This window comes from Butyrivibrio sp. AE2005, assembly GCF_000686965.1.
GTDB classification, from domain to species: Bacteria; Bacillota; Clostridia; order Lachnospirales; family Lachnospiraceae; genus Butyrivibrio; species Butyrivibrio hungatei_A.
Genome location: NZ_JMMD01000011.1, coordinates 143,991 through 159,418, shown reverse-complemented (window position 1 = coordinate 159,418; position 15,428 = coordinate 143,991). Strand labels below are relative to the sequence as shown.

The 15,428-nt window shown below is 39.6% G+C and carries 15 protein-coding genes; 10 read left to right on the top strand and 5 right to left on the bottom strand.

All coding sequences use genetic code 11. The features are described 5' to 3' along the window. The coding region (locus tag DL92_RS0110030; protein ID WP_026667586.1) for a transposase at positions 1–504 on the top strand (504 nt) is incomplete at its 5' end. A gap of 172 nt (positions 505–676) precedes the next feature. Here DL92_RS0110030 and DL92_RS0110025 read toward each other — a convergent pair. The 3 genes from DL92_RS0110025 to DL92_RS0110015 are packed head-to-tail and all read right to left on the bottom strand — an operon-like array spanning position 677 to position 4,799. Further along, the gene (locus tag DL92_RS0110025) at positions 677–2,413 is read right to left on the bottom strand and encodes an ABC transporter ATP-binding protein (protein ID WP_026667585.1); all 1,737 of its coding nucleotides are present in this window, start codon (positions 2,411–2,413) and stop codon (positions 677–679) included. Then, on the bottom strand, positions 2,407–4,173 hold the full coding sequence (locus tag DL92_RS0110020) for an ABC transporter ATP-binding protein (RefSeq protein ID WP_026667584.1): 1,767 nt from the start codon (positions 4,171–4,173) through the stop codon (positions 2,407–2,409). The genes DL92_RS0110025 and DL92_RS0110020 overlap by 7 nt, the downstream gene beginning before the upstream one ends. A 5-nt stretch (positions 4,174–4,178) precedes the next feature. Next, the gene (locus DL92_RS0110015) at positions 4,179–4,799 is read right to left on the bottom strand and encodes a TetR/AcrR family transcriptional regulator (protein WP_026667583.1); all 621 of its coding nucleotides are present in this window, start codon (positions 4,797–4,799) and stop codon (positions 4,179–4,181) included. Positions 4,800–5,269: 470 nt separating this feature from the next. Between DL92_RS0110015 and DL92_RS0110010 the strand changes: the two genes are divergently transcribed. Next, positions 5,270–5,896, top strand: coding sequence for a zinc ribbon domain-containing protein (locus tag DL92_RS0110010; RefSeq protein WP_197027252.1), 627 nt, complete (start codon positions 5,270–5,272; stop codon positions 5,894–5,896). A 32-nt stretch (positions 5,897–5,928) separates the two neighbouring features. On the opposite strand, the gene DL92_RS0110005 is transcribed toward DL92_RS0110010, so the two are convergent. Beyond that, on the bottom strand, positions 5,929–6,822 hold the full coding sequence (locus DL92_RS0110005; RefSeq protein WP_034468901.1) for an IS3 family transposase: 894 nt from the start codon (positions 6,820–6,822) through the stop codon (positions 5,929–5,931). Between the two features lie 8 nt (positions 6,823–6,830). After that, positions 6,831–7,130, bottom strand: a complete 300-nt coding sequence (locus DL92_RS0110000) for a transposase (RefSeq protein WP_026667580.1) — start codon at positions 7,128–7,130, stop codon at positions 6,831–6,833. Between the two features lie 537 nt (positions 7,131–7,667). Between DL92_RS0110000 and DL92_RS0109995 the strand changes: the two genes are divergently transcribed. The 8 genes from DL92_RS0109995 (at position 7,668) to DL92_RS0109960 (ending at position 15,344) form a co-directional block, all read left to right on the top strand. Then, positions 7,668–8,015, top strand: a complete 348-nt coding sequence (locus DL92_RS0109995) for an AbrB/MazE/SpoVT family DNA-binding domain-containing protein (RefSeq protein WP_026667579.1) — start codon at positions 7,668–7,670, stop codon at positions 8,013–8,015. A gap of 263 nt (positions 8,016–8,278) precedes the next feature. After that, positions 8,279–8,881 carry an MptD family putative ECF transporter S component gene (locus DL92_RS0109990; RefSeq protein ID WP_026667578.1) on the top strand — a complete coding sequence of 201 codons (603 nt, stop codon included), beginning with the start codon at positions 8,279–8,281 and terminating at the stop codon, positions 8,879–8,881. Positions 8,882–8,928: 47 nt separating this feature from the next. Continuing rightward, entirely contained in the window at positions 8,929–9,615 is a 687-nt protein-coding gene (locus DL92_RS0109985) for an energy-coupling factor transporter transmembrane component T (protein WP_242827169.1), read from the top strand. After that, complete coding sequence (locus DL92_RS0109980; RefSeq protein ID WP_026667577.1) at positions 9,612–11,072, top strand: ABC transporter ATP-binding protein; 1,461 nt, start codon at positions 9,612–9,614, stop codon at positions 11,070–11,072. The genes DL92_RS0109985 and DL92_RS0109980 overlap by 4 nt, the downstream gene beginning before the upstream one ends. Beyond that, on the top strand, positions 11,035–12,810 hold the full coding sequence (locus tag DL92_RS0109975) for an ABC transporter ATP-binding protein (protein ID WP_034468898.1): 1,776 nt from the start codon (positions 11,035–11,037) through the stop codon (positions 12,808–12,810). The genes DL92_RS0109980 and DL92_RS0109975 overlap by 38 nt, the downstream gene beginning before the upstream one ends. 2 nt (positions 12,811–12,812) lie before the next feature. Then, positions 12,813–14,546 carry an ABC transporter ATP-binding protein gene (locus tag DL92_RS0109970; RefSeq protein ID WP_026667575.1) on the top strand — a complete coding sequence of 578 codons (1,734 nt, stop codon included), beginning with the start codon at positions 12,813–12,815 and terminating at the stop codon, positions 14,544–14,546. Between the two features lie 103 nt (positions 14,547–14,649). Beyond that, entirely contained in the window at positions 14,650–15,012 is a 363-nt protein-coding gene (locus DL92_RS0109965) for a type II toxin-antitoxin system RelE/ParE family toxin (protein ID WP_242845850.1), read from the top strand. Continuing rightward, entirely contained in the window at positions 15,009–15,344 is a 336-nt protein-coding gene (locus tag DL92_RS0109960) for a helix-turn-helix domain-containing protein (protein ID WP_026667573.1), read from the top strand. Before DL92_RS0109965 ends, DL92_RS0109960 begins: the two co-directional genes overlap by 4 nt. Positions 15,345–15,428 lie beyond the last annotated feature (84 nt).

Genomic DNA, 15,428 nt, shown 5'->3' with positions numbered 1-15,428 from the left:
CTAAGGAAAAAGGATTCAGTAGCCTTTTATGAGCTTAAATTTAGAATCGTACGATTCAAGATTACTGAAGACACATATGAAACCGTAATTACTAACTTGGACGCTAAGGAATATACGCCAACAAATTTAAAAAAGTTATATGCAGCCAGATGGGGGATAGAAACTTCATTTAGAGATTTAAAATATACTATTGGAATGCTAGATTTTCATTCAAAAAAGGTGATGTGTATTCAGCAAGAAATATACGCACATCTGATAATGTATAACTTTGCGGAAATGATTACCTCGCACGTAGTCATTGAAAAAAAGCAAAGAAAATATACATACAAAGCGAACTTTACCGTTGCTGCTCATGTCTGCAGACTATTCTTGCGTGAAAAAACGACATCACCTAATTTAGAAACTATAATAGCTAGAAATATAATTCCAGTTAGACCTAATAGGCATCGTAAACGAATACTGACAGGAAAAGTATTTCATAGTTTCTTATATAGAGTAGCATAAATAATCAAAATAAAACATGATTAGTAGGTGGATTTTAGATCCGCCTGTTTGTTATGCCTAAAAAGGAAGAAACGGGAATGAAGGTTATCATCTTCATTCCCGTTTCTCTCATCCAAAGCATTATCCCAATGTTAACTTAATGACATTGTCTATGACGGCTGTCTTATTTTTTTTAGTTTTTCCATCCTGCGGAAACAGCACGTTTTGTAACCATGCTATGATAAATGCCTTTCTTTTTCATGAGAGTTGAATGGTTTCCGGTTTCTGCAATCATACCATCCTTGATAACCATAATCTTGTCGGCGCCCATTATGGTGTTGAGCCTGTGGGCAATAACAAGAAGGGTCTTTCCTTTGCATAGCTCTGAAATAGCTGACTGGATATAGCTTTCATTGTCGGCATCTACACTTGCTGTAGCCTCATCCAGGATAACAATAGGAGAGTCCTTGAGGATACATCTTGCAATGGAAAGACGCTGTGCCTGGCCACCGGAAAGAGATGCTCCGCCTTCACCGATAACTGTATCAAATCCTTCGGGAAGCTCCATAATGAAATCATAACAGCGAGCTTTTTTAGCTGCTTCGATGACTTCCTCTTTTGTCGCATCGGGGCGACCAAGAGCAATGTTATTATAGATGGTATCCTGGAAAAGATATACTCGTTGGAATACCATACTTATATTATCCATTAAAGTTGCAATAGGTATTTTTCTGATGTCTTTTCCACGCAAGAGAATACTTCCTTCTTTAACATCCCAGAATCGGGTAAGCAAACTTGCTATTGTAGATTTTCCGCCACCGGAAGGGCCAACAAGTGCAACCATGTCACCCTTATTAGCTTTGAAAGATACATCTTTTAAAACATCTTTGGAATCATAAGCAAAGGTCACATTATTGTATTCAATTTCTGTGGCTGCTTCACTGCTTAATTTGTCAGTGCCATTATCATCTAATTCTTTCTCGGCAAATAAAGCTTCAATTCTGTCCATGCAGGAGTTCATAACTGTAAGTCTTGCCTCCTGATCATAGAAGGTTCTCATTGGTACAAATAAATCAAAGAGACAAAGAAGCATACCAAAGAAAAATTTAAGCTCCATAAATCCATTGAAATACAGTATCGCTGAGACGCCAAGGATTGTAACGGTGCCTAAACCATAAAGGAGAAATATTGCTCGCTTCCAAGGCATATGAAAATGCTCGAAATCAAGATTTACACGGCAATTTTCTTCAAAGCTGTTTGTAAGTTCCTTAGACTTATCACCAAGGAGGTTATAAGTCTTTATGATACCGATTCCCTCTGTAAAGTTTAGAACCGCTTCAGTCTGTACTTCTGAGGCCTCTTGCTTTTCATCTGAATGAACAAGGTCATTTTTCATCATTCCCTGACCTATCATAACCATAAATAAAGAGATGAGGGCAGAAGCAAAGCCTAAACGCCAATCAAAGAAGAACATAAACACTACCATAATAAACTGTGCGAATAAGTAACTCATCATGTCGGCTAAAACCATCATGCAGTTTTCTTCTATAAAGACCATATCAGTTGATAATACGGAACTGATTTTACCTATATTACCCTCGGTAAAGTAACCCATAGGAAGTTTGCGTAAATGCTCGCCCAGCTTCATTCTCATGTCTGCGAATATTTTGTATCCGGCAGCGCTTTGCATTCTATCTGCAAGATACTGAGCTATGGCTTGAGCTAGTACACCTGCTACCATTATTATTGCAGTTTTGATGCAAATAGCTTTTGTGATAGTACCCTCTATATATGCTTCAAGAATGAAATACATTAATATGATAGGAACCTTCATAAGCATACCTTTAAGGAAAGACATGACAAAGGCACCGTAGATTCCGCCTTTATATTTACCGGAAACCCCTATTATTCGTTTGATCAATCCTAACATGCTTCCACCTCATTTCCCTCTTTTTCAGTTGCATTGGCAATTTTCCAGTTAGCACTGGCTTCGCTACTGTTCCAAAGTTTTTTGTATTCTTCGCAGCTGCCAAGAAGAGCTTCATGGGTATCAGCGGCTACTAAATTACCATCCTTCAGCACACAAATTTTGTCGGCGTTTACGATTGTTTGTAATCTATGGGCGATAACCAGAACGGTTTTGCCCTTGATTATTTCTGCAATAGCAGAATTCATTTTTTCTTCATTCTCAGGATCGATGAAAGCGGTGGCTTCATCAAGTACGATAACAGGAGCATTTTTAAGAATAGCTCTTGCTAAAGAGATACGTTGTCTCTCACCACCGGAAAGCATCTTGCCGCCATCCCCGGCCATGGTATCAATACCCTTTGGCAATCTGGCAAGAAATTCACTACACTGAGCTTTATCAGCTGCATCAAGCACCTGTTCTCTGGTAGCGGAAGGATTTCCTATCAAAATATTTTCGTACAAAGTAGTATTGAAAAGGAATTGCTCCTGAGACACATATGATATTTGATTGTTTAATGCTTCAATGCTCATGTCAGTGATATCCTGACCGCCAAGAGTGATTCTGCCTCCGTTAAGGTCGTAGTAATGTACAAGCAGTTTAGCCAGAGTGGATTTACCACTTCCGGATTCACCCACAAGTGCGGTCATTGTGTCTTCCTTAAGGTCTAAGTCAACACCGTGAAGTACTTCCGCATCTTTATATCCGAAACGGACATTTTCGAATTTAACTTCGCAAGAAGTACCTTTGAAGTTATTTCCACCTGTCTTAAGTGGCTCACCATCCATAGCTGCTTCAATCTCAGAGATTTTGTAATCCAACTGAGGGAATTTTCCTGCAAATGCCAATGCCTTAAGAAGAGGAGTACCCATTGAAAGTGAAAGACAAAAGACAAGAACAAGGTTTGCAATTGTTGAAGTGCCATTGATGACAAAAAGAGTACCTACCGGTAAAGTAACAAGTGCGATACATGGAAGAACGGCACTGTACAATGCCATCCATGGCCAGCAAACCTTATACCAGGCAAGAGTTAGATCGCGATAACTTTTAATATCACTTTCATAGCGCTTATAAGATTCGCCGTCGCGGCCGAAGACTTTTACAACTTCCATACCATTTACATACTCAATGATCGTAGCATTCATCTTAGATGCAGCAGAATAGTAGGCGTTCATTCTTTCCATGCCTGCTTTAAACATCATTCCCATGGCAGCAAGACCGATTGGTAAAGAGCAAAGAGAAAGTAGTGCAAGCTTCCAATCTGCTATAAACATAAAGACTAATGCTATTACAGGAATGCACAGATTTGAGAGTCCTTCCGGTACGGCATGTGCAAGCAAAATCTCTATCTGTTCGATATCATCGGTAAATAGTTTTTTGATTTTTCCGTTACCCATATCCTGGATAGCGCCAAGAGGCTGTTGTTCTAACTTTCGTTGCAGAGATATTCGGATTGTTTTTAATGTATTGTAGGCTGAAATATGAGAGAATTTCAGACCGAGTACGTACAAGTTAGAGAAGGCTAACTCGCAGGCACAAATAATCACTAAGTAAATGCCAAAGGACTTAACGGAGAGAGATTCTCCGTTAAGCAAAGGCTCGATAATCTTGTATACCAGAAAATAAGGTATCATTGAAGCAACGAGAGCAATTAACATTGTGATCATTGCGGCGTAAGTATACTTTATATAGTTACCCATATAAGGCTTTATTTTTTTAAACATTTTTCTTACCTTTCTGCTAATAATATTGTGTCAGTCCAATTAAAGAATCGACACATGATTTTACAGTGCTGTTCTATTTCTTTCCAGCTTAGATCATGTGTAAAGGGCTCATAAACAGAAGTCCAGAAGGATGTACAAATCACATGCAGTTCCTTACTTGTGATATCTGTTCGTGCAAGATTACGACGCTTGGCTTCGTTGTAATATTTTTCGTATGCCTTACTCATGGATGAAACAAAGTCATGCTGATAGTTTTCAAAGCGAGTGCCGGATGATTTAGAAATCAAAAGCACAAAACCATCTTTTAAATCCCAAAGCATTTTGAATAGCTCCAGGGTATTTTCTTCGTTCATATCCCATGCGTGACATATTTCATCGTCAGTGAGTTCTGAAAGATTAGGGAGAGTGCGTTTGTTGATATAATCTTCAATTGCATCAACGGTATCTTTCACTACCGCACAGAATAATTCCTCCTTACCTTTATACCGCTTGTATAGAGCACCTGTAGTAATGCCGGCGTTTTCACAAATAGTTTTAAGTTCAGCCTTTAAAAAACCATTTTTTAGGAACTCTGCTTTAGCACTGTCTAATAGTCTAGGGTCTATACTTTTATCAGGTACTGACATTTGTGACCTCCTAAATATTACTGAAAATTGAATTACCGATAACTCGATTTTCAATATAGCATAGGCCTTTGCTTTTGTGAAGTGGGAAAATAAAAAAGAGGGAGTCAAAGGGACGGTTGGTTTGACTTGTTTTTTATGGCAAAAATCGGCTGGGCGTTATGGTTCAGGCGGAAGTTGATATTTTTTACTTACTATTTTTTGCATATTGTAATTATAGGCAGGTTTTTAACCGCCTTTTTCCCTGTCTATTTTTTGCTAAATGCATTTCTGGACAGGCATCTATAGCAATATCCGACTCATAATACCCATGTGATGTTAGGCTTAACCGCTCCGCGGATATGACCATGATCACGATATGCCACTAAGCGTACTGCTTCAGATTTTTTTGCATGCAAGAGAGTTATCATGGTATGTATACTATAATAAGTATATTATAATTAGTATATTATGAAGGAAGGATGCTTATAAAAATGTTTTGTACATACTGTGGAAAAGAAATAGCAGAGGAAACTATATTTTGTCCCTATTGTGGTAAGCAGGTAGGACAGTCGCTTGGTCAGCAAACTTGTGCTCAGCAGCCTTTGGGGCAGCAGAACACATATGGTCAGAGCGATAATCAGAATTATGGACAAGCATACTATCAGCCACCTAAAAAGAAAAGTAATGTCGGACTTATAATAGGAATAGTGGTAGTAGGTGTACTTGTATTTGTTGGAATAGGTGCTTTTCTTGCCAATAAGCCATCGGATCATGTAATTGATCAGTATGCAGATCAGAATACGGATCAGTATACAAATCAGAATACAGATGATAATGGAAACAGTGATCCTGATAAAGCTAATGAAATTGAAGAAATGATGGCTGACACCTGGGAAAATCAGTCAGATGATATGACAGGCAAAAAAATGTATTTCACACATGATCTTGTGAACAAGGAAGAGAATTCCTATTGGGAGTTTCTTGATAATAAGTCAGCTAGGCTTGTTATGGGAGAAGGAAGTTATTATGAAGCTAATTATACGCACATCCGAGATGAAATTGGGATGATGTATACAGAATTTAAATTCCCGCAATACGGTCTGGTCCTATGTCAATAAATAGTACAAATTAAAATGAGAGGTTTACCCGCTTATGCAGCAGGCGCAACCATAACCCTCTCATATAGTTCTTCGAATTCGTTAGGAGACATATAGTCACAGTGGCTGTGGATCCTAACGGTGTTATAAAAGGTTTCGATATACTCGAATACAAGCCTATATGCGTGCTTGTAGTTGATAATAGAAAAGCGGTTAAGCCACTCCCTTTTAATCAAGGAATGGAAGGATTCTATGCAGGCATTATCGTATGGATAACCGCTATGGGAATAGCTACGCTGCATCTTTTCAGTAGCCTCACGCCATGCGCTTGAAACGTATTGGCTTCCACGATCTGAATGGATTATCAAAGGCAGATCAGTGTTGCGGCAGGCTTTTGCTTTATTTATAGTTTCAATTACTGTAGATACCTCCATGGTATCTGCAAGAGTCCAGGCAATGATTTTCCTGGCAAATAAGTCCATGACGCAGTTGAGATATACAAAGCCGTCCTGAGTCCATATATATGTGATATCAGTACACCAGACTGCGTTAGGACGTTCTGGATTAAACTGTTCATCAAGAATGTTGTGAAGTTCTTTGCTAAAATCAGAATCTCTGGTTGTGGTAGTCCAAGGTTTGATCCACTGAGCTTTAATACCCATTTCGCGCATGTATTTGCCTACTGTGCGTTCTGAAATGGTCTCACCGGATTTACGTAGCTCCTGAGTTATTTTAGGTGCTCCGTAGTTCTGTTTAGAATCATCATAGATCTGCTGGATTTCCTTTTTGACAGTTTCTTTTCGCTGTTTTGAAGGAGAGACTTTCCGATTGAGGAAAGCTCTATATCCAGAGCGAGACACGCCAAGAAATTTCAGCATTCCAGAGATAGAGACGCGGCGTTTTGTAACTTTAGATGCCTCTACCTTAGCAGTAACCTCGGTATATATGGCTTCTGTTAGTCGTTTCCCAGAATGCTGATGGCTTTTTTTAACACATCAAGTGCATCCTGAGCATCACGTAATTCACGTTTAAGACGGGCTATTTCCTTGGCTTCGTCAGATAAGTAGTTACCTGATCCTCTGGTAGGGATATCACCATCATTATCTTTGAACTGGGTTTCCCACCTTGCTAAGGTACTGGTACCTATTCCGAGATTCTTAGCACATTCAACCTGTGTGAGATCAGGATGTTCCTTGCGATAGTTGACAGCATCCAACTTGAACTGCTTTGTGTGTTGTTTGTTTTTTCTTGGCATAATGAGTTCCTCCTCTTGTATTATATGCTATTTAAAGGATTAACTCATTTTAAAATGTACTAATTAGATGCTAACACTAGTCTTACTTATGATGAGCTTTTAAGAGTTACCAATGAAAGAATAGAATCGGATTCGTCCTGTAGCGGCTATGTTGTTATAGTATTTACCGATATGGTTTTGCATAATGCGGACGGTTCTACAGAGACAATGGATAATTCCACCCCGGTAATGTATTATGGCGTAACCTATGACAAGGGTGATTACACCTTATACGACATTGTGGGTGCCAATTCGGCAAGCTACTATAATTTTATATGTGACAAATAACTACAGGGAGTCAAAGGGACGGTTGGTTTGACTTCTCCTTTGCTTGGGGATGCGGATTTAAGTCAAACGAACCGTCCCTTTGACTTGTTTATAAGAATGAAAAAAGTATAAAGATACTATACTGAAGTTGAAAAAATAAAGAAATTTGATTACAACGAAACCAAGAAACAAAGAAAATGTGAAATTGGTTTATATATAGGAGGAAAGCCGATGAGTGCTGGATTGAACAGGAAAATAATCAGTATATCTTCCAAACGTCAATTAACAATACCGGGAGCATTTTTTGAAAAGCTTGGTTTTGATGACAAGGCAGAATGTATTATAAGAGACAATGAACTTGTTATTCGTCCTGCTCGTTTGGAGTCTAACGGGGAATTTGCGGAAGAAATACTTGAAGAATTAATAAATGAAGGGTATTCGGGAAAGAATCTCTTAAAAGAATTTAAGTCAAGACAATCGAAAGTCAGACCTGCCATAAAGGAAATGCTAAATGAAGCTCATAAGATGGCTAAAGGTGAAATGGAATCGATGTCATATGATGATGTATTTGGTGAGTAGGAGTGAGTAATTGGCAAATATTATTATTTCTCCTGCTACCGGTAAGTATATAAAGAATGGGTAAGACTATAAAAGGGATTATTTTGAGATTTTGGAGCAACATCTAATTAAGTGTTGCTCCAAAATTTTTTGTTCAAAAGTTAGCAAAAACTAACAAATGGTGATATTATATATCAGAATGTCGAAGTGACACTCGAGGTAAGTTTAATTATTAGTTAGCTAAAACTAACCAAAACAATTATATCAAAAGGAGTACAAGTAGTATGGATGGAGTAATCACAAAGAAGTCAAACGGAAAGCTTGGGGGAAAGGATCTGATAAATATCGGAATATATGCCGCTATTTATTGTGTGATAATGACGGCAATCTCAATGCTTGGTTTTATACCTGTTCTTATGCCGTCGCTCGCGGTGTTGTGTCCTCTTATCGGCGGAATAACAATGATGCTTTTTTATACCAAGGTAAAGAAGTTTGGAATGATAACTATCATTACTGTTTTGATCGGAGCATTTTTGTGGATAACCGGAATGGGCTATTGGCCTTTTATTTTTGGAATAATTTGCGGTGTTGTTGCGGATCTTATTGCTAAGGGTGGAAATTACGCAAGCAAGAAGATGACGATGTTAAGCCATGGAATCATGAATATTACGATCTTTGGATGTTTTCTTCCTTTGTATCTTGATATCGACGGTTACTTTGCGTCAAGAACATCTTACGGAAGTGATTATGTTAATGTGCTCAAGACTATTTTTCAGCCTTGGACAGCACCTATAATCTTGGGGTGTGCATTTGTTTTCGGTGTTCTCGGAGCACTTCTTGGAATGAGCTTTATGAAGAAGCATTTTGAGAAAGCCGGTATTGTTTAATGGAAAGTGAATTATACAATCGTAAAAAACTAAATCGAGGCCTTGTTATGGATCCTAGGACAAAGCTTCTTATCCTTATCACGATAACAACCTTTGCGCTTGGCGGTGCAGGCGGGAAAAGAGTGGAAGCACTCGTGCCGGTTTTGTGTATGATGCCTTTCCTGCTTCTTATTACGGCAAAGAGATTTAAGACGGCTGTCATAGGGATATTTTTGTTCTGGGTTACGACATTTCTTTTAGGATTTGCAAATACCCACGGCATGAGCGGATTTCTATATTACATTCTTCTTGGTTCATGCGGAATTCTGGGAAGATTTCTTCCGTGCATAATGATGGGACGTTATCTTATGGAATCAACAACGGTCAGCGAGTTTAATGCCGCAATGAAAAGAATGCACGTAAGTGACAACTTTATTATACCTATGTCTGTTATGTTTCGCTTTTTTCCAACGGTAATAGATGAAGCTGAGTCTATAGGATGTGCTATGAAAATGCGCGGAATAAGCCTTACCGGCAAGCATGCATCGAAGATCATTGAATACAGAATGGTGCCTCTTATGACATGTTGCGTCAATATAGGTGAAGAATTGTCAGCAGCTGCGCTTACAAGAGGGCTTGGCGGAAATGTAAAAAGGACAAACATCTGTAAGATAGGTTTTCGAATGCAGGATTATGTTGCAATGGCATTGTGTTTGATTCCGTGGATATTACTGATTGTGGATGTGGTGAAATGATAAAGTTTGAAAATGTAAGTTTTAATTATCCGGATTCTGATGATGCATCTGTAGAAAATATCACTTTGGAAATAAAAAAGGGCGAAGCGGTCCTTCTATGCGGAGAATCAGGATGCGGAAAGACAACGCTTGTCAGGATGATAAACGGTCTTATACCGCATTTTTATGAAGGGCGGATGAATGGACATGTTTACGTGAATGAAACGGATACCATTCAGGCTGAGCTTTATGAAACGGCAAAGATTGTCGGATCTGTTTTTCAGAATCCCAGAAGTCAGTTCTTTTGCGTTGATAGCACAAGTGAGCTGGCATTTGGACCTGAGAATATGGGGATATCCGAGAAAGAGATACTTGCAAGAATTGATAAGACGGTATCTTCCATGAATATCAGACCTCTGATGGACAGAAGTATTTTTGATATGTCGGGTGGAGAGAAGCAGAAAATAGCATGTGCTTCTGTAGATACACTTAATCCTGAAGTATGCGTTCTTGACGAACCGTCATCGAATCTCAGTCTTGAAGCAATCGATGATCTTAAAGACACATTGGATTGTTGGAAAAAAGAGGGAAGGACAATAGTGGTTGCCGAGCATAGACTATATTGGCTAAAAGACATATGCGACAGAGTCATATGTTTAAAGAAAGGCAAGATAGTCTTTGACATGACGATGGATGAGTTCAAAAACTTAAGCGAAGTGGAACTAAGAAGTCATGGGCTTAGATCTGTTAATGAGAATCTTGAAATGACTCCCGTAAAAGAAAGTCCTTTAGATGCAGGAAATATGATTCTTGAAAATTTTTCATACAGCTACAGAGGTTTCGATGCACTTGATATAAAAAGGCAGGAAATTCCACGCGGCGAAGTGATTGCCATAGTCGGACATAATGGGGCGGGAAAATCCACTTTTTCTAAATGCGTCTGTGGTCTTATGAAAAGTTTCAAAGGATATATTGAGATCGATGGAAAAAAATACAGATCCGGAAAGCTTCTTAAGAACGCGTATATGGTTATGCAGGATGTAAATCATCAGCTTTTCTGTGAAAGTGTTATGGATGAAGTGACACTTGGCATGGACGATGAAAATGAAGAGATAGCGCTGGAAGTTCTGGAAAAGCTTGGGCTCAAAGAATTTGCAGACAGGCATCCTATGAGCCTTTCGGGAGGGCAGAAGCAGAGAGTTGCAGTGGCAAGTGCAGTTCTTTCGGAAAAGGAAATAATATTATTTGATGAACCGACAAGCGGGCTTGATTTTTACAATATGGAGAAAGTAGCTGAACTTATAAGGTCGCTTAGAGGAAACAAGACTGTTTTTGTAGTTACACATGATCCGGATCTTATACGAAGATGCGCAACAGTTGTTCTTAGACTGGAAAAAGGTCATGTTGCTGATATTAAAATAAGCGGAGGAAATAGCAAAGATGGAAAAGAAAAAGAGCGTTATTTCGCAGCTGTTTGAGTATGCAGGGAATCACAAGTATTTTACTGTAAGTTCATGGATTCTGGCTGCGATAAGTGCGATTGTAGCACTGGTTCCATTTTATTACATATGGTGCATTATTAAAGAGGTTGTGGAAGTTCGCGATGATTTCGGAAAGGCGACACATATTGTTTCTTACGGATGGAGCGCTGTCGGGATGAGCCTTCTTGCGATGGTGATATATATCGCAGCTCTTATGTGTTCACATATTGCCGCATTCAGAGTTCAGGCAAATATGAGAACAAGGATGATGGAGCATGTAATGAAGCTTCCAATGGGATATATCGAATCTCAGGGAAGCGGAAAGATAAGAAAGATAGTTGCCGATTCAAGTGCTGCTACGGAGACATTCCTGGCACACAGCCTTCCCGACAAGGCGGTAAGCTATGCAACACCTATTGGTCTTATCGCTATGCTTCTTATTTTTGACTGGAAGATAGGCCTTATCTGTCTTATTCCTGCTGTTCTGGCCTTTCTTATGATGGGCAGTATGATGGGAGAGAAGATGCAGGAAGATATGAAGGAGTATCAGAATGCTCTTGATGAGATGTCGGCAGAGGCGGTTGAATATGTAAGAGGTATACCTGTCGTAAAGACTTTCGGTCAGTCTGTATTTTCTTTTAAAAGATTCAAAGATGCGATTGATAAATATGAAAAGTGGACTATTACCTATACTGTCGGCATGAGGATGCCTATGATAGGCTTTACAACGGCGGCAAATGCGATATTTGCTGCGCTTGTGGCATGCAGTTTTATTTTTGCAAGAAATACGGTAACGGATCCGTTTTTGTATAACATTCTTTTCTACATCATAATCACACCCATTCTCACGGTTACACTTATGAAAGTGGCATACGCGGGAGAGAGTCAGATGATAGTAAAAGATGCTCTTGAGAGGATGTATTCTCTTTTGGAAGTTGAACCGCTTAGAGAGGCAGCAGATCCTAAGATGCCTAAAGATAGCGGAATCAGCATAGACAATATCAAATTTACTTATGACGAAAACAAGATGAATGCGATAGACGGCATCACACTTGATATTAAGCCCGGTGAGCATGTTGCGTTTGTCGGACCTTCGGGAGGCGGTAAGACCACGCTCGCTTCACTTATCGCAAGGTTCTGGGATGTTAAAGAGGGCAGTATTAAGATTGGTGGCGTCGATGTAAAAGATATTGCGACCAACGAGCTTATGAAGCAGGTTTCATACGTTTTTCAGGACAGTAAGCTTCTTAAGATGTCAATATTAGACAATGTCAGGATGGGAAGACCTAATGCTACGGATGAGGAAGTTATTAAGGCTCTTAAAGATGCAATGTGCTGGGATATTATAGAAAAGCTTCCCGATGGCATACACACGATGATCGGAAGTAAGGGCACTTACGTATCCGGAGGAGAGGCACAGAGAATCTCTATTGCAAGAGCGTTCCTTAAGAATGCGCCGATTCTGATTCTCGATGAAGCGACAGCTTTTGCAGACCCTGACAATGAGATCATGGTTCAGCAGGCGTTTGCAAATCTGTCAAAAGACAAGACTGTAATAATGATCGCACATCACTTATCTACAGTTGTTGATGCCGATAAGATATGCGTTTTGTCAGGCGGAAAAGTGGCAGAATCGGGTAAACATGATGAGCTTCTTAAAAAGAACGGTATCTACAGCCATATGTGGAACGAGTATCAGAAATCTGTTAATTGGAAGGTAGGTAAGGGCGCATGAGTATAATGGAAAAAATGCAACATAAATATGCGCTTTCGGAGCAGGGTACCAAAGATATGGTGAAAGCTTTCGGAGCGTGCACTTTAGCAAATCTTGCACAGATGATGCCTGTTGGTATTCTTTTTACAATGGCAGGAGATCTGCTTTCAGGCAGTATTCCCAAGGAACATGTAATACTGTTTGTGGTAGGCGGTCTTATTTGCCTTTTCCTTATCGCTTTTACGGAGTATCTGCAGTATAATGCGACTTTCTTTTCAACCTACGTGGAGAGTGGTGTAAGAAGGCGTTCGCTTGCAGAGAAACTTAGAAAGATTCCACTTTCGTTTTTTGGTAAAAAAGATCTTGCCGATCTTACAAATACAATCATGGCCGACTGTGCTATGATCGAGACTGCTTCGTCGCACTGGCTGCCCGAACTTGTGGGTGCATTTATTTCAACTACAATCGTGGTTGTCAGCCTTTTCTTCTTTGATGCGAGAATGGCTGTTGCGGCAGTATGGGTGCTTCCCATAGCTTTCATCATAGTCTTTACATCAAGAAGTGTTATGCATGCTGTAAACAGAAGAGGAAGCAGATACAAGGTTGCATGTCTTGACGGAATTCAGGAGGCACTTGAGACTGTGCGTGATCTAAAGGCATACAATGCGCAGGATTCATATATGGTAGGACTTACGAAGAAGATAAAAGATGTTGAGTCTCACAATATTTTCTCGGAGTTCTTAAATGCAGCATTTGTCTGCAGCGCGCAGATGATCCTTAAATTGGGAATAGGTACAGTTGCGGTAACGGGATCGGCACTTCTTATCAAAAATGAAATTGATGTTGTTACATTCTTCATGTACTTACTTGTAGTATCAAGGATGTATGAACCTCTTCAGATCGCACTTCAGAATTTCTCGGCACTTATTGCGACAGATACACAGTGCGAGCGAATGGATGAAATCTTTTCACATTATGAGCAGACAGGAACGGAGGAACTTACTAATAGCGGATATGATATTGAGTTTAAGAATGTAAAGTTCTCCTACGAGGACGGTGAGACTGTTCTTAAAGATGTGAGCTTTGTGGCTAAGCAGGGCGAAGTTACAGCACTCATCGGACCTTCGGGCGGCGGTAAGACTACAGTTTCAAGACTTGCTTCAAGATTCTGGGATATCGATGCAGGTCGGATCACGGTCGGCGGAATGGATATTTCGAAGATCGATCCCGAGAAGCTTTTGTCTATGTATTCAATCGTCTTCCAGAATGTTACTCTTTTCAACAATACCGTACTTGAGAATATCAGGATCGGTAGGAAAGAGGCTACGGATGAAGAAGTTATGGCAGCAGCTAAGCTTGCTCACTGCGATGAATTCATAGCTAAACTTCCCGATGGCTATAACACGCTTATAGGTGAAAACGGCTCTGAGCTTTCAGGCGGTGAACGCCAGAGAATATCGATAGCAAGAGCGTTCCTTAAGGATTCACCGATTATCCTCATGGATGAAGCAACTGCCTCTCTTGATGTAGATAACGAATCGCTCATTCAGGAAGCAATCAGTGACCTTATAAAGGACAAGACGGTTCTTATAATCGCACATCGTATGAGAACTGTAGACGGAGCGGACAAGATAGTTGTGCTTAAGGATGGAACTGTTGCAGAATCAGGTAGTCCTTCGAAACTTAGAGAAATCGACGGAATATACAAGCATATGATCTCGGTTCAGATGCAGTCTGAGAAGTGGAAGATGGCATAAGATTAGTATAATAGGGCGGTACGTGGTGATGGTTTACCATGTGCCGCCTTTTTGGCTAATGTAATTTGTGTTGACACCCTATTGGATAGGGGGTATATTAAAGGTGACAGGAGTATATATGATAAGGACATTTATTCAGACAACAGAGTTCTCACGTAATTGGGATAAGTTGGGATTTAGTGATGATGATTTGCGTCTTTTAGAACTTGATATAATGAAGCATCCGGATAAATACCCAGTTATGCAAGGGACGGGTGGTCTTCGAAAAGCTAGGGTGGCATTAGATAATAAAGGCAAAAGTGGTGGAGCCAGAGTTTGTTATGTTGATTTTGTTTTGGCTGAGACAGTTTATCTGATCACAGTTTATGGTAAAAATGAAAAAGCTAATCTTTCCAAAGAAGAGCGTAACAACATCAAGAAAGTGATTGAGGCACTTAGTAAGAGTCTTGGAGGTGACAAACTATGAGCAAAAACAGTGTATATGAAAGCATAATGGCAGGATTAAATGAAGCATTGGCTGATGCTCAGAGCGAGAAGCCAATACTTAAGAGACATAAAGTTTTTGTAGAACCGGTTAAAGTATTTGAGGCTGATGAGGTTAAGAAGATTAGAAATTCTACAGGTATGTCACAGAAGATATTTGCAAGCTATATGGGCGTATCTGATAAGACGGTTGAAGCATGGGAAGCCGGTACTAATCACCCATCAGGAGCGGCGAGCAGGCTGCTCAGTATGATTGAAAAAGACAAGGAGATTATTATTAAGTTTCCTTTTGTGAAAAATGTAATGGCAAAATGAATAGGATAATGATCTTCAAACTTCTTCATGAGTAACAAGTTAATATTTTAATATACATAAAATGCAGTAGATCAAGGTCTACTG

Bases quoted from the DNA above. Each gene is read 5' to 3' on its own strand.
- DL92_RS0109995 (WP_026667579.1), top strand. From the start codon at position 7,668: ATGAGTGCTGGATTGAACAGGAAAATAATCAGTATATCTTCCAAACGT.
- DL92_RS0109990 (WP_026667578.1), top strand. From the start codon at position 8,279: ATGGATGGAGTAATCACAAAGAAGTCAAACGGAAAGCTTGGGGGAAAG.
- DL92_RS0110020 (WP_026667584.1), bottom strand. From the start codon at position 4,173: ATGTTTAAAAAAATAAAGCCTTATATGGGTAACTATATAAAGTATACT.
- DL92_RS0109985 (WP_242827169.1), top strand. From the start codon at position 8,929: ATGGATCCTAGGACAAAGCTTCTTATCCTTATCACGATAACAACCTTT.
- DL92_RS0109960 (WP_026667573.1), top strand. From the start codon at position 15,009: ATGAGCAAAAACAGTGTATATGAAAGCATAATGGCAGGATTAAATGAA.
- DL92_RS0110000 (WP_026667580.1), bottom strand. From the start codon at position 7,130: ATGCCAAGAAAAAACAAACAACACACAAAGCAGTTCAAGTTGGATGCT.
- DL92_RS0110025 (WP_026667585.1), bottom strand. From the start codon at position 2,413: ATGTTAGGATTGATCAAACGAATAATAGGGGTTTCCGGTAAATATAAA.
- DL92_RS0110010 (WP_197027252.1), top strand. From the start codon at position 5,270: ATGTTTTGTACATACTGTGGAAAAGAAATAGCAGAGGAAACTATATTT.
- DL92_RS0109975 (WP_034468898.1), top strand. From the start codon at position 11,035: ATGGAAAAGAAAAAGAGCGTTATTTCGCAGCTGTTTGAGTATGCAGGG.
- DL92_RS0109980 (WP_026667577.1), top strand. From the start codon at position 9,612: ATGATAAAGTTTGAAAATGTAAGTTTTAATTATCCGGATTCTGATGAT.
- DL92_RS0110015 (WP_026667583.1), bottom strand. From the start codon at position 4,799: ATGTCAGTACCTGATAAAAGTATAGACCCTAGACTATTAGACAGTGCT.